The following is a 17,852-nucleotide window of genomic DNA, read 5'->3' as shown; positions in this document are numbered from 1 at the left end:
ATTAAGCGACCTCCTTTGCGTTGGATTTTCCCTTAAGCTGTTTCCACAGGCCGGAGAGATAATCTCTCACGATCGGCGCGCTCAATACGACCAGTACAATGACTACGACAGCCTTGTATGCCGGAAGTGCATCGGACTGTACATTGAGTTTATAGAGTGTCGTCGTCAGGAACTGGATAACATAAGCGCCAAGAATGGACGCCGTCATATTAAATTTACCACCGCCAAGAGAATTGCCGCCCAGCGCTACCGCGAGAATGGCATCCATCTCAATATCCTTGGCAATGACAGAATAGTTAATGGAAGAGAGACGGCTCACTTTGATAAAACCGGCTACCGCCACACAGAGACCAAGTATGACAAAAGACAACAACTTGATCAGTTCCGGATTGAGACCATTCAGCCGGGAAGAGCTCTCGTTGATTCCTACGGACTGGATATAAAGTCTCAGGTTCGTCATTTTCAGCACAATCGCGATGGCGGCCACGCAGAGCATGGCAATGAAAAACGGAGTCGGAATCGGAATCCCCGGGATAAATCCTCCGAAATAAGTAAAGGTCGCATCGCTGACGATCGGCAGCTCATTGTTATTGATCCACGCCGCAATAGAACGTCCTGCTGTGAAAAGGATCAGTGTCGCTACCATCGGCGGAATCCCGAGATATGCCACAAGTCCGCCATTAAACGCTCCAAACAGCATGGAGACAACACAGGCAACGAGAAATGCCACGATAATCGGTGCCTGAAGTGTTTCCGGACGTGAATTGGTTCCGCAAAGTACACGCAGCACGACACTGCCAGCGATAGCCATTGTTGCGCCCACGCTGATGTCCTGCCCGCCGGATGCCGCTGTCACGAGCGTCATACCAATCGCCAGAATCGCTAATTCCGAACCATAATCGAGAATAGTCATCAAATATCCTGAGAGAACGGGATCTCCCACACTGTTGTAACCAAATGATATTTTATAAAAAGAAGGATCGGCAATCAAGTTAAATATCCCCAGCAGCAACAGGGCTGCGATCGGAATAAAGATCTGTTTCCGTACAAGGCCGCTCAGCATCTCCATTGCCCCTGATTTTTTATTTTCTTTCGTTTGCATACTTATCTGTCACCTCCGGCAATCGTACTCATGATCATACTCTGACTCAGTTCATCGCCCGAAAGTTCTCCTACCTGTCCACGATCGCGCATAACGATCAGACGGGAACATGTACGGAGCATTTCATCTGTCTCAGAAGAAATAAAGGTGATGCTCATACCTTCCGAGGCGAGCTTTAGTACAAGTTTCTGAATATCAACTTTTGTTCCCACATCAATTCCTCTCGTAGGTTCATCCAGGATCAGATATTCCGGATGCGTCAGCAGCCAGCGCCCAAGGATTACTTTCTGCTGGTTGCCACCGGAGAGTGATTTAATCGGCGTCTCCGGGGACGCTGTCTTGATGTCGAGCAAATCGATATATTCATCTACAAACTTGCTCATCTCTGCCTTGGTAAACGGTTTAAAGAATCCGCGAAGCACCTGCGCGGCAAGGATCAGATTTTCCCGCACGGAAAGGTCCCCAACAATACCGTCCACCTTGCGGTCTTCCGGCAGATAGGCGATCCCGTTTTTCATTGCGTCAAGCGGTTTGGAGATTTTGATTGTCTTTCCGTTTTTCTTTACGGTTCCGCCAAGCACTCTGTCTGCGCCAAAGATCGCACGCACGCACTCGCTTCGTCCTGAACCGAGAAGACCTGTGAAGCCGTTTACCTCGCCTTTATTAATATAGAAGTTAAACGGTTTGATACCCGCGTCGCTGACAAGCTGCTCCGCCTCCAGTACCGGCACTGTCGCACCCTTATTGTCGTAGGCAGCCTGCTCACCCTTGATGTCAGACATATCGTCCATTTCCTTGCCAAGCATCTTGGATACCAGCTTCAGACGCGGCAGATCTTTGATCTCATATTCGCCCACAAGTTTACCATCGCGAAGGACCGTAATCTTATCACAGATCTCGTACACCTGATCCAGAAAATGAGTGACGAATATGATGCCGACTCCCCTTGCCTTCAGATCTCTCATCAAACCAAATAATTTTGCAACTTCCTGTTCGTCGAGCGAGGAAGTCGGTTCATCCAAAATCAGTACTTTACAATCCATATCAACCGCACGGGCAATGGCAACCATCTGCTGGATCGCGATCGAGCAGCTTGCAAGCTGCTGTGTTGCCTTCGCCGGAATATCCAGTGACTGCAAAATCCTGTCGGCATCCGTATTCATCTTTTTCCAGTTCTGGCAGAGCCCTTTCGTCCGGCCTATGTACATATTTTCGGCAACGGAAAGGTTCGGACAGAGCGTGATCTCCTGATATACGGTACTGATACCCAGATTCTGCGCATCCTGAGGAGAATGGATTGCTACTGCTTTGTCATGCCCTTTGATGAAGATCTCACCTTCATCCTTTCCGTAAACTCCGGTGAGGACTTTGATCAACGTCGACTTTCCCGCACCATTTTCTCCCATCAGAGCATGGACTTCCCCTTCACACAAGGTAAAATCCACCCCTTGCAGCGCACGTACGCCGGGAAATGATTTATTGATATTTCTCATTTCCAATATGGCTTTCTCTTTCACCTGCATTTCCCCCTTGTCAAATTTCCTGTTATGATAAAAAGCGCAGTGCAAGCGTACCAATTTTCTTTTACGCTGCGCCGCGCCTTTTCGACCTTTTAAAATGATCTCATCGGATTAGATTCCGTAGTTATCTACATCTTCCTGTGTGATCGTTGTAGCGTCGAAGCCCTTCTCATCCATGATGATCGTCTTCTCGGAAATTGTTCCGCCGCTCTCGATTGTCTTGATGATCTCATCGATATAGGATGCCTGGAAAGGATTGCACTGTCCGTCATAATTCCAGTTCTGCTTTAACAGTTCTTCCAATGCCCACTTGTTGCAGTCAAAGCCCATAACGATTACGTCTTTGCCAACGCCGTGAGAAATGTTTGCCTTGTCAAGAGCAGCCACTGCACCTTTCGCCATGTCATCGTTCTCAGCGTAAATTACGTTGAAGGAATCGCCTGCATCGATTACGGACTGAACGATCTGCTGTGCTTTCTCAGCGTTCCACTCTGCGGTCTGCTGTGTCACGATATTCATCTCGCCAGCTTCCACTGCTGCATCAAGAGCGCCTGTACGTCCCTTTTGTGCAGCGGAACCCATAACACCCTGAAGGTGGATAACATTGTATTCGTCAAGTCCCTGGCTCTTTAACCATTCAACCGCTGTCTCGCCTTCTTTTGCCATATCGGAAACGATGGATGCCTCATACAGTTCCGGATCAGCGTCGATCGTACGGTCAAATAAGATTACGCGGATACCTTCGTTCTGTGCGTCCTGCAGTACGGAATCCCAGCCTGCCGTATCTGCTGCGGAAAGAAGAAGATAGTCAACGCCGTCCTGAATAAACTTCTGAGCTGCTGTAATCTGCTCATCATTCTTCAGACTGTAAGCGAAAGATGCCTCATATCCGTTCTCTTTTGTGAACATTTCCTGCATATCTTTGTCGTTTGCTGTACGATAACCGGACTCGTTCGGGTCATTGTTGATAATACCTACTTTGATTGTCTCACCGGAAGCTGCGGGAGCTTCTGCTGCTTCCTCTTCCCCTGCTGCCTCTTCTGCAGGAGCTGCTTCCTCTGCCGCATCCTCTGCGGGAGCTGCCTCTGCCTCTTCTGCAGGAGCTGCTGTCTCTTCCGGAGCGCTGCTGCCGCAGCCAACGAGCAGAGTTGCCACCATTGCCACACTGAGCAATGCACTCAATACTTTCTTTTTCATATCTTATCCTCCATTTAAAATATTCTGTCAAAAGACTGTTCTTTTGATGTTTTCATCTTATCGTTGTTTTCTCTGAAAATCCATTCACATCGTTCTTGTAAAAGTTCATTTTTTTATTGTGAGCAGGGAAAAGTTCAAATTTTTATGATAAAAGTTTGTTTTTTTATGTTCACTGATTTTCCACTTCCATATAAGGCAGGCAAATATTCACAATCGTGCTCTCCCCATAGACACTCTCGATCGAGATCCCGTATTTTTCTCCGAAATTCAGACGAATTCTCTCGTGCACATTATACAGTCCATACATGTCTTTTCCCGTCAATACCTTATTTTTAATGCCCTCTCTCACCTGTTCCAGCCTCATCTCGTCGATACCGATACCGTTATCCCCGATCTGAATGAGAAAATAATCGTTTTCTTTTCTGCCGCTCACGGTGATCATTCCGGTTCCCCGCTTATTTTTGATTCCGTGGTACAGCGCATTTTCCACAAGAGGCTGGATCGTGATTTTGGGGATCAGGTATTTTTCCAGCTCCCGGGGGACATTGATCTCATAGCGCAGAATATCCTGATAGCGCATCTGCTGGATCTCCAGGTAGCTCCTCACATGCTGCAGCTCTTCACGGATAGATATGATGTCCTTGCCACGGTTCAATGAGGTACGGAAGAATTCCGAGAGGCTTCCCACCATGCTCACAACTTTTTTCTGTTCTCCCGCCTCCGCCAGCCAGATGATCGCATCGAGCGTATTATACAGAAAGTGCGGGTTGATCTGAGACTGTAACCTCTCAAACTCTGCTTTCCGCAGTCTGATCTGTTCTTCCTTCACCTGTTCCAACAATTCATTGATCTTATCAATCATCGCATTGAGGGAATCACTCAATCGGCTCACTTCGGCACCGTTTTTGACATTCGAGCGGACCGTGAGGTCTCCTTTCGCCACCTGATCCGTCACCCTGCCGATCTCCTTGATCGGCCTCGTGATGCTGAGCGGTATGCTGTAAGAGAGGAAGAGGAGCAAAAGCGCGATCCCGGTAAAGGCAATGACTGAAGAACGGATCATATCCATAAAAAAATTCTGATATTCGATCCGCGATTCCTGGATTCCCCGGACTTCATAATAAATATATTGCGAGATCGTCTCCTGCATGAGCGTTGTCACAATCTGAATGTCATTTTCCCAGATCTCGATATTATCTTCGTAACGGTTCCCTTCCAGCAGATTCTGTTCAATGCGGTCAACGTATGTCTCGAGATTTTCCAGGTATTTTTTCATACTGTTCAGGCGCGCATTTTTTTCTCTGGGATCCGTCAGTTCTTCCAGTCCTGTCACTACTCGTCTCGCCTCGCTCAGCATATCCCCCAGTTTAGATTCCGCTATCGACTTATTTTCCACAATCAGCAGATAGGCTTCATAATCAAAATCCTTCTTAAACTCCTGGCTGAACTCGCTGGCCATTACCGTGGAGTTGATCATATCTTCATATTTGCGGTTGCTCGACCACAGATTATAAAAACAGAAGATCAGAAACAGCACAATCGGAACCAGCAGCATCAGATAAGAATATCTGATCTTGGTGGCAAGTGTGGAATCGTCATACAGCCGCTTCATCCGCTCTCTCATGCCCCGGCTCCTCCCTCGGAATTGTTCCTGCCCCGATACTGCGTCGGTGTCATGCCCTGCGTTTTCTTAAACAGATAAGAGAAATAATGTGAATCCCGGTATCCGACTTCCACGCTGATCTCGCTGCTTCTCTTTCCGGTGCAGCGGAGCAGCTCTTTTGCCTTACTCATGCGAAAGTCAGTCAGGTATTTGATAAACGGCTTACCTGTCTGCTGACTGAAGATCATGCTCAGATAATTGGGAGAAAAATTTACATGCGAAGACAGCTGGTTCAGCGACAGCTCTTCGTCCGCATAATGTTTCTCAATGTAATCGATCACTTCCCCTACAATATCTCTGTTATGTCCACTTGCCGTACTTTCCCGCAGTTCCAGCGCTTTTTTCATAATCTTGACAATATACTGCATCGCGCTTTCCCGGTCCTGCAAAACGCCCGCGACAGCGTCCGGCGGTTCTATGCTCTTGCGCTCGATCTGCAGCTCTTCCAGAAATTCGCAGACGCAGAAGTAGGCATCCATTGTAATATACTGCCGGAACATCGTCGATCTCATGGCATTGGCGCCCAGATCGTTGAAAAATTCTTCAATAAAATAGATAGTCTCCTCCTTTTCCCCGAGCTTGAGAAATTCCCTGATCTTGCCTCTGTCAAGCTGCTTGAGATCGACAGTACTCATGTTAAATGCTTCCTTCTCCCGATAAGCGACCTGGCTGCCACCGGCGCTGCTCAATATGAGACTGTCACTGACCAGATAACGGTGCGCGAACGCATGGCTTGCCTTCTCGAAAGAAACGGGCAGCTCCCGCAGTCTGTCAACGGGCGCCCCAATGCCGCCAAAATAGCGGACTCCTTTATACCGGGCCAGTATCTGTTTTATTTTATGTAGATAATGCTCCTGAAACTCCAAGAGCTCTTCCCGGGAATCTGCCTTAAAGAGAAGCGCATTTCCCTCCAGATTTCTGTCAAAGATCAGCAGATGTTCTTCATTGTCAAGACTTTTCATTGCCTGCTCAATCTCTACCAGGCTGTTGGAGTATTCATTGTATCCATGCTCTCTGGACTGTACTTTAATGAGAACGATATTATACCAGAGCGCCGAGAGGTCAGTTCCCAGCTTATCCGCCATCTCCAGCAGCTCTGCCGCTGATTTATCCCCGGTCACAAGAGATTGAAAAAGTGTCTTTCTCTCGGTGCGGAAGTTTTCCTCCATCTCCTGCACATATTTTTCGTGAATACTGCGTTCCTTTTGCTTTTCTTCTATTTTAACCGCAAGCGCATCCATTTCCCGTATCAGTTCAGCACCGCTGATCGGTTTGGAAAGATACCGGGCTACCCCGATTTTAATCCCTTCTTTGGCATATTCAAATTCTTCGTATCCCGTGAGAATGATGATCTCCGTCCACGGCAGCTCTTTCTTGATCAGTTTACTCAACGTAAGACCATCCATAAAGGGCATTCTAATATCTGTGATCACAATGTCAGGCCTGCATTTTTGTATCATCGGAAAAGCCAGTTCGCCGTCGCTCGCCTCTCCGCAAAACTCATAGCCGTGCGCAGTCCAGTCCACATTATTCTTAATCCCTTCACGCACGACAAACTCATCTTCCACTAAAAATACTTTTAACATAAACGCCTCCCGCATTGATCTGCTACTTTCTCATTTTACTACATCGAAAAGACAAATTCTATCCGTAACCCGATTCTCATACATATAATTAATCGTCATAAGAAGGTACTGGAAGGTATCCCATGAAATATGTATCCAAATTCCGCCGAAAAACGGTTATCGTTTTTCTCGTTATACTGGTTGTCCTCGCCTCTTTTCTGTATCTGCTCTCTCCCGCCCGGCGGTTTCATAAACTGCTGACGCAGCTCTTCACGGAGGAGATGTCCGCGGACACTTTAAGTATGCATTACATACTCGCCGAGCCACAGAAATACGGCATTTCTGATCAGACCGCTGTACTGCCTCTGTATTCCCGGGCCGCCTATGCAGACTCGAAAGAACAGATCACAGAGATATTACAGGAGCTGGAACGGATTCCGCCCATTTTTATCAGTAAGGAAGACCGGCTTTTATATACTCTGCTGAAGGAGTGGCTCACACTCCGCCAGCACGCCGCAGATTACTTTTACTATGAAGAACCGCTCTCACCTTCCTCCGGCCTGCAATCGAATCTGCCAATCCTTCTCGCTGAATATACATTCCGTTCCAGACAGGACGTGGAAAACTATCTGACACTACTGTCATTAATTCCCGATTATTTTGACAGCATTGCAGACTACGAAAAAGAAAAATCACAAATGGGCCTTTTTATGTCCGATGTCTGCGCTGACAAAGTAATCGATCAATGTTATCAGATCATGGAACAGGAAAAGCTGCGAAACGGCACTCATTTTATGGTCACGACGTTTGACCGGCGGCTACAGACGCTCATGGAGCAAAACCTGCTCACGGAAGCAGAAGCCTCCTCTTACCGCGAGCGCAATAAAACATTGTTGATCGATGCCGTTATGCCGGCCTATGAAGCGCTCGGAGATGAACTGCTTCTGCTCAAAGGCACAGGCGTCCCTGAGCAGGGACTATCCCATCTGCCGGATGGCCGGGCATACTATACTCTGCTATTCCGGCAGACGACCGGCTGCGACCGCTCTTTGGACGAAGTCAAAAAGATGCTCACTGCGCGGCTGCAGGAGGATTCGCAGCAATTATCCCGGATCATCAGCCAGTCGCCGGGAATTTTATCTCTTTCCCGGGAAGAATTTTTTCCTTCTGCAGATCCGGAAGCGTATCTCGCAGACCTGCAGGAACGGATGCAGTCTGCTTTCCCCTCCTTCCCCGAGACGGATGTACTGCCTTCTTATACGGTAAAACAGGTGGATGAAAACCTGCAGGACTATTGCAGTCCGGCATTTTATCTGACGCCGCCCATCGACGACATCAGCGAAAATTCCATATATATCAATCAAAAAGACAATCCCTCCGGGCTGGAACTATATACCACCCTCGCCCACGAAGGCTATCCCGGCCATCTCTATCAGACTGTCTATCATCAGCTCTGCCAGCAAAAAGACGGCTGTGATCCTGCGAGGAGTCTCTTTCACTATGGCAGCTATTCGGAAGGTTGGGCACTCTATGTGGAAATGCTTTCCTATGATTACGCGAGGGAACTTTTGAAAGAAAACGGCGCTTCCGATGAAGTACTGCAATATACGGAGCTGCTGCGTCTCAACCGCAGTATCCAGCTCTGCCTGTACACACTGCTTGACATCGCCGTTCACTATGACGGCGCCGACTTACAGCAGGTGCGCGCCTGCCTCGCCGGGTTTGGTATTACCGACCCGGACGTCACAGAAGAGATTTATGAAGCAATCGTGGAAGAACCTGTTAATTATCCGAAATATTATGTCGGTTATCTTGAATTTCGCCTGTTAAAAGAGCAGGCACAGACACTTTGGCAGGATGACTACAGCGACTTACGCTTTCATCAACTGATACTCGAAACGGGCCCCTGTCCTTTCCGCATTCTGGAACAGCAGATAGAAAGGGCAGCCTCCTAAATTAAAACTTGTGCGCCTTTGTGCATTAAAAATAGCACGAATCTGCCATCTCACAGGCAGCTCCGTGCTATTTTTGTATTTCTTTAAAATAAAGATTTAAATTCGACAATACTTTTTCCAATAATACTTTTTCCTGATCATTCAGGCGGTTGACAATTCGCTCTACCAGCTCTTCATGAAACTTCTGATGCCTCCTGTAAAGCGCCTTGCCTTTCTCTGTCAGGGAGATCAGCACTACCCGCCTGTCTTCCTCGCTCCGCACTCTCTCCACGAAGCCCTTTTTCACAAGACTGTTGACAGAGATCGTCAATGTGCCGGTCGTAACCGAAAGCGAACGGGCTACGGAAGTCATATTCTTCGGCTTCCCATTGCCGATCGCTTCCATCACATGCATATCGTTTGCCGTGGCATTTTGATATGCTTCCGAACGGATCGCCTGTTCTTCCAGCGCCATTATATTCTTAAAAACTTTGACAAACACTTCATTCAAAGCTGTGTTAATATCCACTTGCTGCCCGTACCCTCTCTATACTTTGATATTCAAAGTATATCACAGTTTTTCCGGCAGCGCAAACAGACTCTTGCGAATTCCGTCTCTTACATCGCCTCTTCTTCCTCCATCATTTCCTCCAGATACCCTCTGTCCCAGAGAAGAATTTTCAGTTTTTGCGCCGCTTCCACCGCAGAGGCTGTAAAATATTGGTTTGTCAATACCGCGCCCACCATCCTGTCATAAAAGTCTCTGCCCGCATAAGCCTCCTGTACGGCTTTCACCCCGACCGGAGCCGTATATCGCTTACACTGGATCGCATAGGTCACGCCGTCTTTCTCCGCGAGGATGTCGATCCCATAGTCACCGCTGCCCTTTGTCACCTCCACTTCCAGAAAACCGTTTGCCCGCAGCAGTCTGGCGCAATAAAATTCAAAATCCCGGCCCTCCATGTCGTCCATCGGAAGTAGTCTGTTTCTCTTTAAAGCTGCCAGATAGCGGAACAGACAAAATGCTATGAGAAAAATGATCAGGGCTGCAATGCACGCTTTTATGATACTCAAGATATGTTATCCCCTTAGTATAAATATTAATTCTCAATTAAATTTCTTGTTAAATTCAAGCGCTGACATTTCCGCACTTTTATACTTTATAATTTGACCAGCGCAGAAACCTTTTATCAATTCTTAATTTAATTTTTCTTTTTGCCCAGATATGCCGCTTTGATCTGATCATTTTCAAGCAGCTCCGCGCCGCTGCCTTCCATCGTAATCGTACCCGTCTCCATCACATAGGCAAGATCCGCCGCCTTCAGTGCCATATTGGCGTTCTGCTCAACGAGGAGGATCGTCACCCCCTGTTTGTTAATTTCACTGATAATATCGAACACACCCTGGACAATGATCGGTGCCAGGCCCAGAGACGGTTCGTCCATCATAATGACTGACGGCTTGCTCATCAGCGCCCGGCCGATCGCCAGCATCTGCTGTTCACCACCCGATAACGTCCCCGCCTTCTGCCAGGAACGCTCTTTCAGACGAGGAAACAGTTGGCAAACCCAGTCTATATCCGCCGTCAGATCGTCCTTTCTCATATAGGCCCCGATCTTCAGATTCTCCTGCACGGTCAGATTGGGAAACACTCGTCGTCCCTCAGGTACAAGCGTGATCCCCTTTTCTACGATCGCATCCGTAGACAGACCGGACAGCTCCTCACCCTGGAATCGTATACTGCCCTGCGCAGGCTTTTCCAGACCGACGATCGCGCGCAGTGTGGAACTCTTTCCCGCGCCGTTGGCGCCAATCAGTGTGATAATCTTGCCTTTTGGCACGGCAAAACTAATATCCTTGACTGCCTGAATGCCACCATAGGCGACAGACAGATTAGAGATTTCCAAAATATTTTCATGATTCGTCATCTTTCTGCACCCCCAAATAAGCATCGATAACCCGCTGATCGTTCTGTATCATTTCCGGCGAGCCCTCGGCAATCATTTTCCCGAAATCCAGCACATAAATACGGTCGGAAATCTCCATTACGAGATCCATATGATGCTCAATCATAAAGACTGTCAGATGGAAATCATCTTTGATTTTGCGGATAAAAGCCGTCAGTTCATCTGTCTCCTGTGGATTCATGCCGGCCGCCGGTTCATCCAGCAAAAGCAGCTGCGGTTTCGTGGCCAGCGCACGGGCGATTTCCAGATGTCTCTGCTTTCCATATGGAAGCGAACTGGCGATCTCGTCTTTGACATCGGCAAGTCCGAGTATTTCCAGCATCTCCATTGTCTCTTCTCTGTTCTTTTGCTCTTCTTTATAGTTCAGACGAAACGTTGCTGACAGGAAATTCGCTTTCGAGCGCATATGTTTCGCAATCAGAACATTGTCAAACACAGTGAGATTTTTAAACAGGCGAATGTTCTGAAATGTTCTGGCAACACCCAGCCTTGTAATCCGGTCCGGCATCATCGACTTCACGACCGAGTACTTATCTGCCGTCTCCGGTTCCCCCAGATACTTCTTTTTCATCTGCCCGCGAGGGAAATTCGAAGAAATTATATCATCATTAAATTTTACCTGTCCGTTGCTCGGCGCATACACGCCAGTAATTACGTTAAAGGCTGTCGTCTTGCCGGCGCCGTTCGGTCCGATGAGCGCCACGATCTCTCCCTCATTGACATGGAGCGAGAGATTATTGACAGCCACCACGCCACCGAACTGCATTGTCACATCGCTTACAGATAACACCCGTTTTTCCATTGTCAGGCCCCTCCTTTCTTCTCAGAAAGTCGCTTCCTCTTATCTTTCCATCCGGTCAGCCAGTGATAGATCCCATCCCAGGAAAATTCTTTCTGACCCATAAGACCCTTCCGGTAGAAGAGCACAAGGAGCATCAGCAAAATCGAAAACACAACCATACGCAGGCCGGAGCGGAAAATCGGTATCTCATATCCGAACAGACTCAGCGGCTCGTCGAAGAAGCGGAGCCATTCAAGGCCGCCCGTAATGATGAAGGAGGCAATGACCGTCCCTGTCACGCTGCCCATGCCGCCCAGTACGATAATCAGCAGAAAATTATAAGTCATTGTGAAATAAAACTGTTTCGGATCTACGGAAGTGAGCAGCGCCGCATAGAGGCCGCCGCCAATCGCCGTAAAAAAGGAGCTGACAGCAAATGCCAGGTTTTTATGAAAGCTCAGGTTGATGCCCATAGCCTCCGCCGCAATGTCGTCCTCCCGGATCGCTTTGAATGCTCTTCCATAAGACGAGTGAATCAGCAGCACCATTATACCGATGCAGACTGCTGCCGTTCCAAAAGGAACCCACATCGTCGTGATACCCGGGATACGGTTGATGCCGAGCGCACCGTTCGTGATCGTCTGTAATTGTGTGAACACAATGCGGATGATCTCCGAAAATCCCAGCGTGGCGATCGCCAGATAATCACTCTTTAACCGCAGGACCGGATAGCCGATCAGCAGAGACAGCGCGGCCGCCACCAGGCCACCCAATAACAGCGCTGCGACAAAAGGCAGTCTGACCGCTGCCAGCGCGGGAGCCATCGGTTCAATGTAAAAGATAGAGCCAATATATTCTGACGGCACCGTAAAGATCGCTACACTGAACGCGCCGATGGCCATAAAACCGGCCTGGCCAAGAGAAAAGAGTCCGGTAAATCCATTTACAAGATTCATCGATACACTGATGATCGCATAGATCGCCGCCAGATTCAGCACTCGTTTCACATACGCATTTCCGATCACATCATTGTCAAACAGGGCGATCAGAACAAGGAAAACAAGAATGAGCGCGGCAGTACATATATTTTTTGTCTTTTTATTCATACTATCACACCTTATCCGTCGCTTTCTCTCCCAGCAGACCATTGGGCCGTACAAGGAGCATAATGATCAACACAACAAACGCAAACGCATCCCGGTATCCGGTCAGTCCGGGGAAGAACGCCACGAGCAGCGTCTCTCCGAGTCCGAGAACGATGCCGCCCAGCACCGCGCCGGGAATATTGCCGATACCGCCAAAAACGGCCGCCACAAAGCATTTGAGGCCCGGCATGACGCCCATCAGCGGATAGACAGAAGAATATTTGGCTCCCCAGAGTACCGAACCGACTGCTGCCAGCCCGGAACCGACCGCAAAGGTGACGGCGATAACCCGGTCAATCTTAATGCCCATCAGTCTGGCCGTCTCAAAGTCCTTGGACACAGCCCGCATCGCCATACCTGTCTTCGTATGATTGACAAGCATCATCAGTCCTGCGAGAATGAGTACGATCAGAATCGGGGCGATAACCGTGACAATCTGGAACGAAATATTTCCGACATTGACAACCTTTGTCAGCCAGGGAATATCCGGATACCCTTTCGGCACACCGGTGAACAGATAGGTCGCCAGATTTTCCAACAGATAAGAAGCACCAATGGCTGAGATCATGATCGACATCCGCGGCGCAGTGCGAAGCGGTTTATATGCGCTTTTTTCCAGCAACATACCAAGCGCGATCGTCAGCGCAATGATCAGCGGCAGCGAAATCCAGACCGGCAGTCCAAAATCAACCACAGCAAAGATCATAAAATAAGAAGCCATCATGAATATATCTCCATGGGCAAAATTGATCAAAAGCAAAATTCCGTAAACCATAGTATAGCCGATGGCAATCAGTGCATACAGACTGCCGACGGAGATCCCGTTCAGCAGATGCTGCAAAAAAATGTCCATACTCATACCAGTTTCCTCCATATCCCTGTCGTGACATCCGCCAAATACCCGTATCTTTACAGACACTTGGCGGACGCCCGCGAAAAATGCAGACAGAGAAAAGCCCGCGAGACCTTTCTCTGCCTTTCTTTCACACTATTCCGTAACTGTTACCGTATCCAGATATTTAAACTGTCCGCCCTCTACGACCTTGACAATCGCCACATTCTTCTGTGCGTCGCCGTTTTCGTCAAAGGTGATCGCTCCGGTCACACCCACGAAGTCACTCGTATCTGCCAGTGCCTGACGGATCGCTTCGCCGTCCGTGGAACCCGCGCGCTCGATCGCATCGATGACTACACAGTAAGCGTCATAGCCGAGCGCCGATACCGCAGGAATGATCGCGTCTCCGCCCAGATATTCCTTAAAGCCCGGAACGAATTTCTTCGCTTCCTCGGAAGCGCTTGCATCATTCTCATCATAGAACGTAGAGAGAACAACACCTTCCGCCGCTTCACCGGCCACGTCGATAATTGCTTCGTTTTCCCATGTATCCCCGGCACAGATCAGAGCATCGATGCCGAGCGCTCTTGCCTGCTTGATGAATGCACCGGCCACCGTAATCGAAGAAGGAGCAAAGATAACTTCTGCGTCCGATGCCTTGATATTTGTCAGGATTGAGTTGTAATCGGAATCATTTGTCTGGATGACGCCTTCGGAGACAATCGTACCGCCGGACTTTTCAAAAGACGCCTTAAAGAAGTTAGCCAGACCTGTGGAATAATCGTCGCCGTTCTGATATACGATCGCCGCTTTCGTATAACCCTGCTGCGTGCAGTAGTTAGCCATAACCGTACCCTGGAACGGGTCAAGGAAGCATGTCCTGAAATAATAGTCGTTCCCTTCCGTTACCATCGGATTCGTACAGGAACAGCCCATCGCCGGAACTCCCGCATTTTTGAAAATGTCTCCTGCGGCAATGGAAACACCGGAACCATAAGAGCCAAGTACCGCTACAACGCCCTCCTGCTCTACCAGACGGGTCGCCGCCGTTGTCGCCTCTCCCTTGTCGGACTTATTGTCCACAATAACGAGCTCCACTTTCTTTCCCAGCACTTCCGGATATACCTGATTCGCATACTTGATGCCGTCCACTTCCTGAGAGCCGCCGCCGCCGTTTTCCCCTGTCAGCGGTTCAAACACACCGATCTTGATCACTTCCGCCGAGTCACCACCTGCATCCGCAGCAGCCCCTCCTTCGGAAGACTTTCCGCATCCCGCCAGCATAGTCGCTGTCATGGCTGCGAGTAACAACAGTGATATTACTTTTCTTTTCATAATCTATCCTCCTGCTCAGTTTGTCCGTATAGCAAAGACATTTGTCTTTCTTGCCTGACATTCCTAGTTTACCGCAACCTCCTCCTATACGCAAGGATTTTTTGTCAGTTTTTCTTTTTTCTGTAGGCCCGCGCCCCCTCTCTGTGCTCATGCTCCTACAATCCCGCTGCGATAACAATACTGGCCACGATGCCGGCGAAGGTGGAGAGCAGAGCACCCGTCAGCGTATACCTTGTCTTCGTCACTTTTGCTGCCATAAAATAAACCGACATCGTATAAAATACGGTCTCCGTACAGCTCATCATGATGGAAGTCACCAGGCCGATGTAAGAGTCCGTGCCATATTCCTTGAAAATATCAAGCACAAGCCCCGTCGCCGCAGAAGAGGAAAACATTTTGATAATCGTCAGCGGCACAAGTTCCGCCGGGAACCCAAACGGCTTTGTCAGTACGCCGAGCGCCCTGCCGATAAACTCCAGAAAACCGGATGCCCGCAAAATGCCGACCGCCACCATCAGACCGATCAGCGTTGGCATGATCTGGATAACAACATGAAAACCGTCCCTGGCTCCCTTGATAAAATTTTCGTACAGATCTGTTTTCATCAGGAGTCCTTCTGCCACAATATAGAAGATTACGAGTGGAATAATGATGTTAGATAGATTTGTCAGTACAGAAAGCATAAAAATTTCCGGGCAGTCGTTTATTCCATATATATGCGACCATGCCCGGAAACAGAATACAATTCAATATTTAGTTAATGGAAAGGTTGCTCCAGCCATCATCCGGAACGAGCGTAACATAAGTCTTGCCGGTATTGATCTCGATCTCGTTTCCATCCGAATCAAAATAGCGGGTCGGCTCCGTATCGCTTACCTTACCCCAGGTAACCGGAATTGCCTTACCGTTTGTAATATAATAGCCATCCTGATTCGTATCGATACAGTTATAGATCAGATAACCGTTCTCGTCATACTGCTTGAATGTACATTTCTGGATCAGCACATTTTTAAAGGTAAGAACTGCATCCCCGTTGCCCGGATCTTTATGAAGGTTTCCATAATCATAATAATCATAGGTCTGTGTCTCTTCATTATATTTTAATGTAGACTGATTATGTTTGAACGGAAGTACGATCTCTTTCGCATCGATCACGCCGTCCTCGCCTTCCAGTGTCAGTTCTTCATCAGAAAACCGGTAATGCGGACCCGGATAGAACTCGTCATACTCTTTGGAGTAATGAGAAGCGTCAAACTTGGAATCCAGATTTCCTGTACAGATATACTCTGTGAACTCTCTTGCCTTGCCGTTGTTTACCCTATCAAATCCGCCGCTGAAATGCGCTGCATAATCGTTTGCAAGATACGGATCGATATAGAACGGGCCGCCGTCATGGCAGAGCACTGCGTTCCACTCGGCTGCAAGCAGGATATTCGTCGGTCTGGTGCTGCGGATACTTCCGAGCTGTTCGATCTTCCCCCAGTCTTTCACGATAGCCATCAGACGTGTGATCCTGTCATTTTTCGTACTGTTCATGATCTCATAGACAACATCTGCCTCTGACAGCCCATAATGCGGTAATGCTGTCTTTTCATTGTCTACCATCGCCGCAATCGGTCTCTGGTTTTTGAGACTTTCGTCGATCCACTCATTGGTAATCTCACTGCGGTACATGCCGTCATGATTCTCTTCTTCTGTCTCTTCCGCCTCTGTCTCTTCTTCCGACTCTTCTACTTCTGCCTCAATTGTTTCCTCCGGAATATCTTCTAATAAAGAAGCGCTTTCTTCCTCTGCCTTCTTACCGCAGCCGCTCAGAACCATCGCTGTCAGCATCACGGAAGTTAAAAGCAAAACTGATTTTCTTTTCATTGGTTCACCAAATTCCTTTCATTTTGTTTCGTTACTTACTCAGGTGCCTCAATTCCTTTTCCTATCATACTACAATATGACGGGAAGTCCAACTGGTTTTTATTACAAAAAAATGAAGTTTTTCTTTCCAATTTTCCTATTTTTTAACAGCCGGCGCAGCCTTTCTATGCGATTACAAGAGGCACTTTCGCCTCCTGTGCCTTCCTGATACACTCCTGAGAGACCTCACTGTCTGTAATAATCTTGTAAACATCTCTGATTGGACAGATGACTGACAGATAACCGCCGCCAAATTTACTGCTGTCCGCCAGCACATACACTTGATCCGTCGTCTGGAAAATCGCTTTCTTTACCTGCATCTGCGGTGTGGCAATCGATGTGATGCCAACGTCAAAATTGATACCGTGGACACCGATAAAAGCCTTGTCCACACAAAACTGTTCGATATTGCGTATGGCGGCGTCTCCCATCGTCGCCGCCAGATGGCCGCCCACATAGCCTCCTAACATATATAATTCCACATGCGCCGCTCCGGCAAGTTCATTTCCCACAAGCAGAGAATTCGTGACAATCGCCAGACGCTTCTCCGGATGCTGTCGGATATGGGCTGCCAGATAAAAGGTACTCGACGCATCATCCAGTATGATCGTGTCCGTATCTTCCAGAAACTCATAGGCGCATGCGGCAATCTTTTTCTTACGCTCCGTGTGGCGATAAATGCTCTCAGCAGCATATTTCCGTTCCGGTTCTCCGCCAATCCTCACCGCCCCTCCATGAGTCCGTTTCAGCAGCCCTTCCGCATCCATATTTTTAATGTCATTGCGTATCGTCACCTCCGAGCAGTTCAGTTCTCTGCTCAGCTCCGCGACACGCACTTTTCCCCGTTCTTTTATCTGCTGCAAAATCTTCTGTCTGCGTTCCTCCATCTATGCCTCCCCA

At 48.4% G+C, this 17,852-nt stretch carries 16 protein-coding genes; 1 reads left to right on the top strand and 15 read right to left on the bottom strand.

All coding sequences use genetic code 11. The features are described from left to right. Position 1: 1 nt before the first annotated feature. From V1224_00355 to V1224_00335, 5 genes are all read right to left on the bottom strand, one after another. A complete protein-coding gene (locus tag V1224_00355) occupies positions 2-1,102 on the bottom strand; it encodes an ABC transporter permease (protein WWR15949.1) in 1,101 nt (366 codons plus the stop codon). 2 nt (positions 1,103-1,104) lie between these two features. Next, positions 1,105-2,625: a sugar ABC transporter ATP-binding protein gene (locus V1224_00350; protein ID WWR15948.1), complete on the bottom strand. Its 1,521-nt coding sequence runs from the start codon at positions 2,623-2,625 to the stop codon at positions 1,105-1,107. A 108-nt stretch (positions 2,626-2,733) separates the two neighbouring features. Further along, positions 2,734-3,819 carry an ABC transporter substrate-binding protein gene (locus V1224_00345; GenBank protein WWR15947.1) on the bottom strand — a complete coding sequence of 362 codons (1,086 nt, stop codon included), beginning with the start codon at positions 3,817-3,819 and terminating at the stop codon, positions 2,734-2,736. Positions 3,820-3,988: 169 nt separating this feature from the next. Beyond that, a complete protein-coding gene (locus tag V1224_00340; protein WWR15946.1) occupies positions 3,989-5,443 on the bottom strand; it encodes a sensor histidine kinase in 1,455 nt (484 codons plus the stop codon). Next, the gene (locus V1224_00335; GenBank protein WWR15945.1) at positions 5,440-7,068 is read right to left on the bottom strand and encodes a response regulator; all 1,629 of its coding nucleotides are present in this window, start codon (positions 7,066-7,068) and stop codon (positions 5,440-5,442) included. Before V1224_00335 ends, V1224_00340 begins: the two co-directional genes overlap by 4 nt. Before the next feature lie 122 nt (positions 7,069-7,190). On the opposite strand from V1224_00335, the gene V1224_00330 reads away from it, so the two are divergent. Then, positions 7,191-9,002 (top strand): DUF885 domain-containing protein, encoded by a 1,812-nt coding sequence (locus V1224_00330; GenBank protein WWR15944.1) that lies wholly within the window; start codon positions 7,191-7,193, stop codon positions 9,000-9,002. 67 nt (positions 9,003-9,069) lie between these two features. Here V1224_00330 and V1224_00325 read toward each other — a convergent pair whose 3' ends face one another. The 10 genes from V1224_00325 to V1224_00280 all read right to left on the bottom strand — a co-directional run bounded on the left by V1224_00325 (position 9,070) and on the right by V1224_00280 (position 17,839). Beyond that, positions 9,070-9,510, bottom strand: a complete 441-nt coding sequence (locus tag V1224_00325) for a MarR family transcriptional regulator (GenBank protein ID WWR15943.1) — start codon at positions 9,508-9,510, stop codon at positions 9,070-9,072. Positions 9,511-9,599: 89 nt separating this feature from the next. Further along, the gene (locus tag V1224_00320; GenBank protein WWR15942.1) at positions 9,600-10,055 is read right to left on the bottom strand and encodes a restriction endonuclease; all 456 of its coding nucleotides are present in this window, start codon (positions 10,053-10,055) and stop codon (positions 9,600-9,602) included. Positions 10,056-10,183: 128 nt separating this feature from the next. Beyond that, a complete protein-coding gene (locus V1224_00315; GenBank protein WWR17392.1) occupies positions 10,184-10,891 on the bottom strand; it encodes an ABC transporter ATP-binding protein in 708 nt (235 codons plus the stop codon). Between the two features lie 4 nt (positions 10,892-10,895). After that, entirely contained in the window at positions 10,896-11,750 is an 855-nt protein-coding gene (locus tag V1224_00310) for an ABC transporter ATP-binding protein (GenBank protein ID WWR15941.1), read from the bottom strand. A 2-nt stretch (positions 11,751-11,752) separates the two neighbouring features. Further along, entirely contained in the window at positions 11,753-12,835 is a 1,083-nt protein-coding gene (locus tag V1224_00305; protein WWR15940.1) for a branched-chain amino acid ABC transporter permease, read from the bottom strand. Between the two features lie 4 nt (positions 12,836-12,839). Next, entirely contained in the window at positions 12,840-13,733 is an 894-nt protein-coding gene (locus V1224_00300) for a branched-chain amino acid ABC transporter permease (protein ID WWR15939.1), read from the bottom strand. 129 nt (positions 13,734-13,862) lie between these two features. Then, entirely contained in the window at positions 13,863-15,047 is a 1,185-nt protein-coding gene (locus tag V1224_00295; protein WWR17391.1) for an ABC transporter substrate-binding protein, read from the bottom strand. Positions 15,048-15,199: 152 nt separating this feature from the next. Continuing rightward, a complete protein-coding gene (locus tag V1224_00290) occupies positions 15,200-15,727 on the bottom strand; it encodes a nucleoside recognition domain-containing protein (GenBank protein ID WWR15938.1) in 528 nt (175 codons plus the stop codon). Between the two features lie 70 nt (positions 15,728-15,797). Further along, positions 15,798-16,913, bottom strand: coding sequence for a DUF3048 domain-containing protein (locus tag V1224_00285; protein ID WWR15937.1), 1,116 nt, complete (start codon positions 16,911-16,913; stop codon positions 15,798-15,800). A 164-nt stretch (positions 16,914-17,077) separates the two neighbouring features. Next, positions 17,078-17,839 carry a DeoR/GlpR family DNA-binding transcription regulator gene (locus V1224_00280; protein WWR15936.1) on the bottom strand — a complete coding sequence of 254 codons (762 nt, stop codon included), beginning with the start codon at positions 17,837-17,839 and terminating at the stop codon, positions 17,078-17,080. Positions 17,840-17,852: the final 13 nt, after the last annotated feature.

It is taken from the genome of Lachnospiraceae bacterium JLR.KK008, assembly GCA_037015955.1.
GTDB lineage: Bacteria > Bacillota > Clostridia > Lachnospirales > Lachnospiraceae > VSOB01.
Note: the sequence above shows the minus strand (reverse complement) of the source record. Positions and strands in the feature narration are given on the sequence as shown.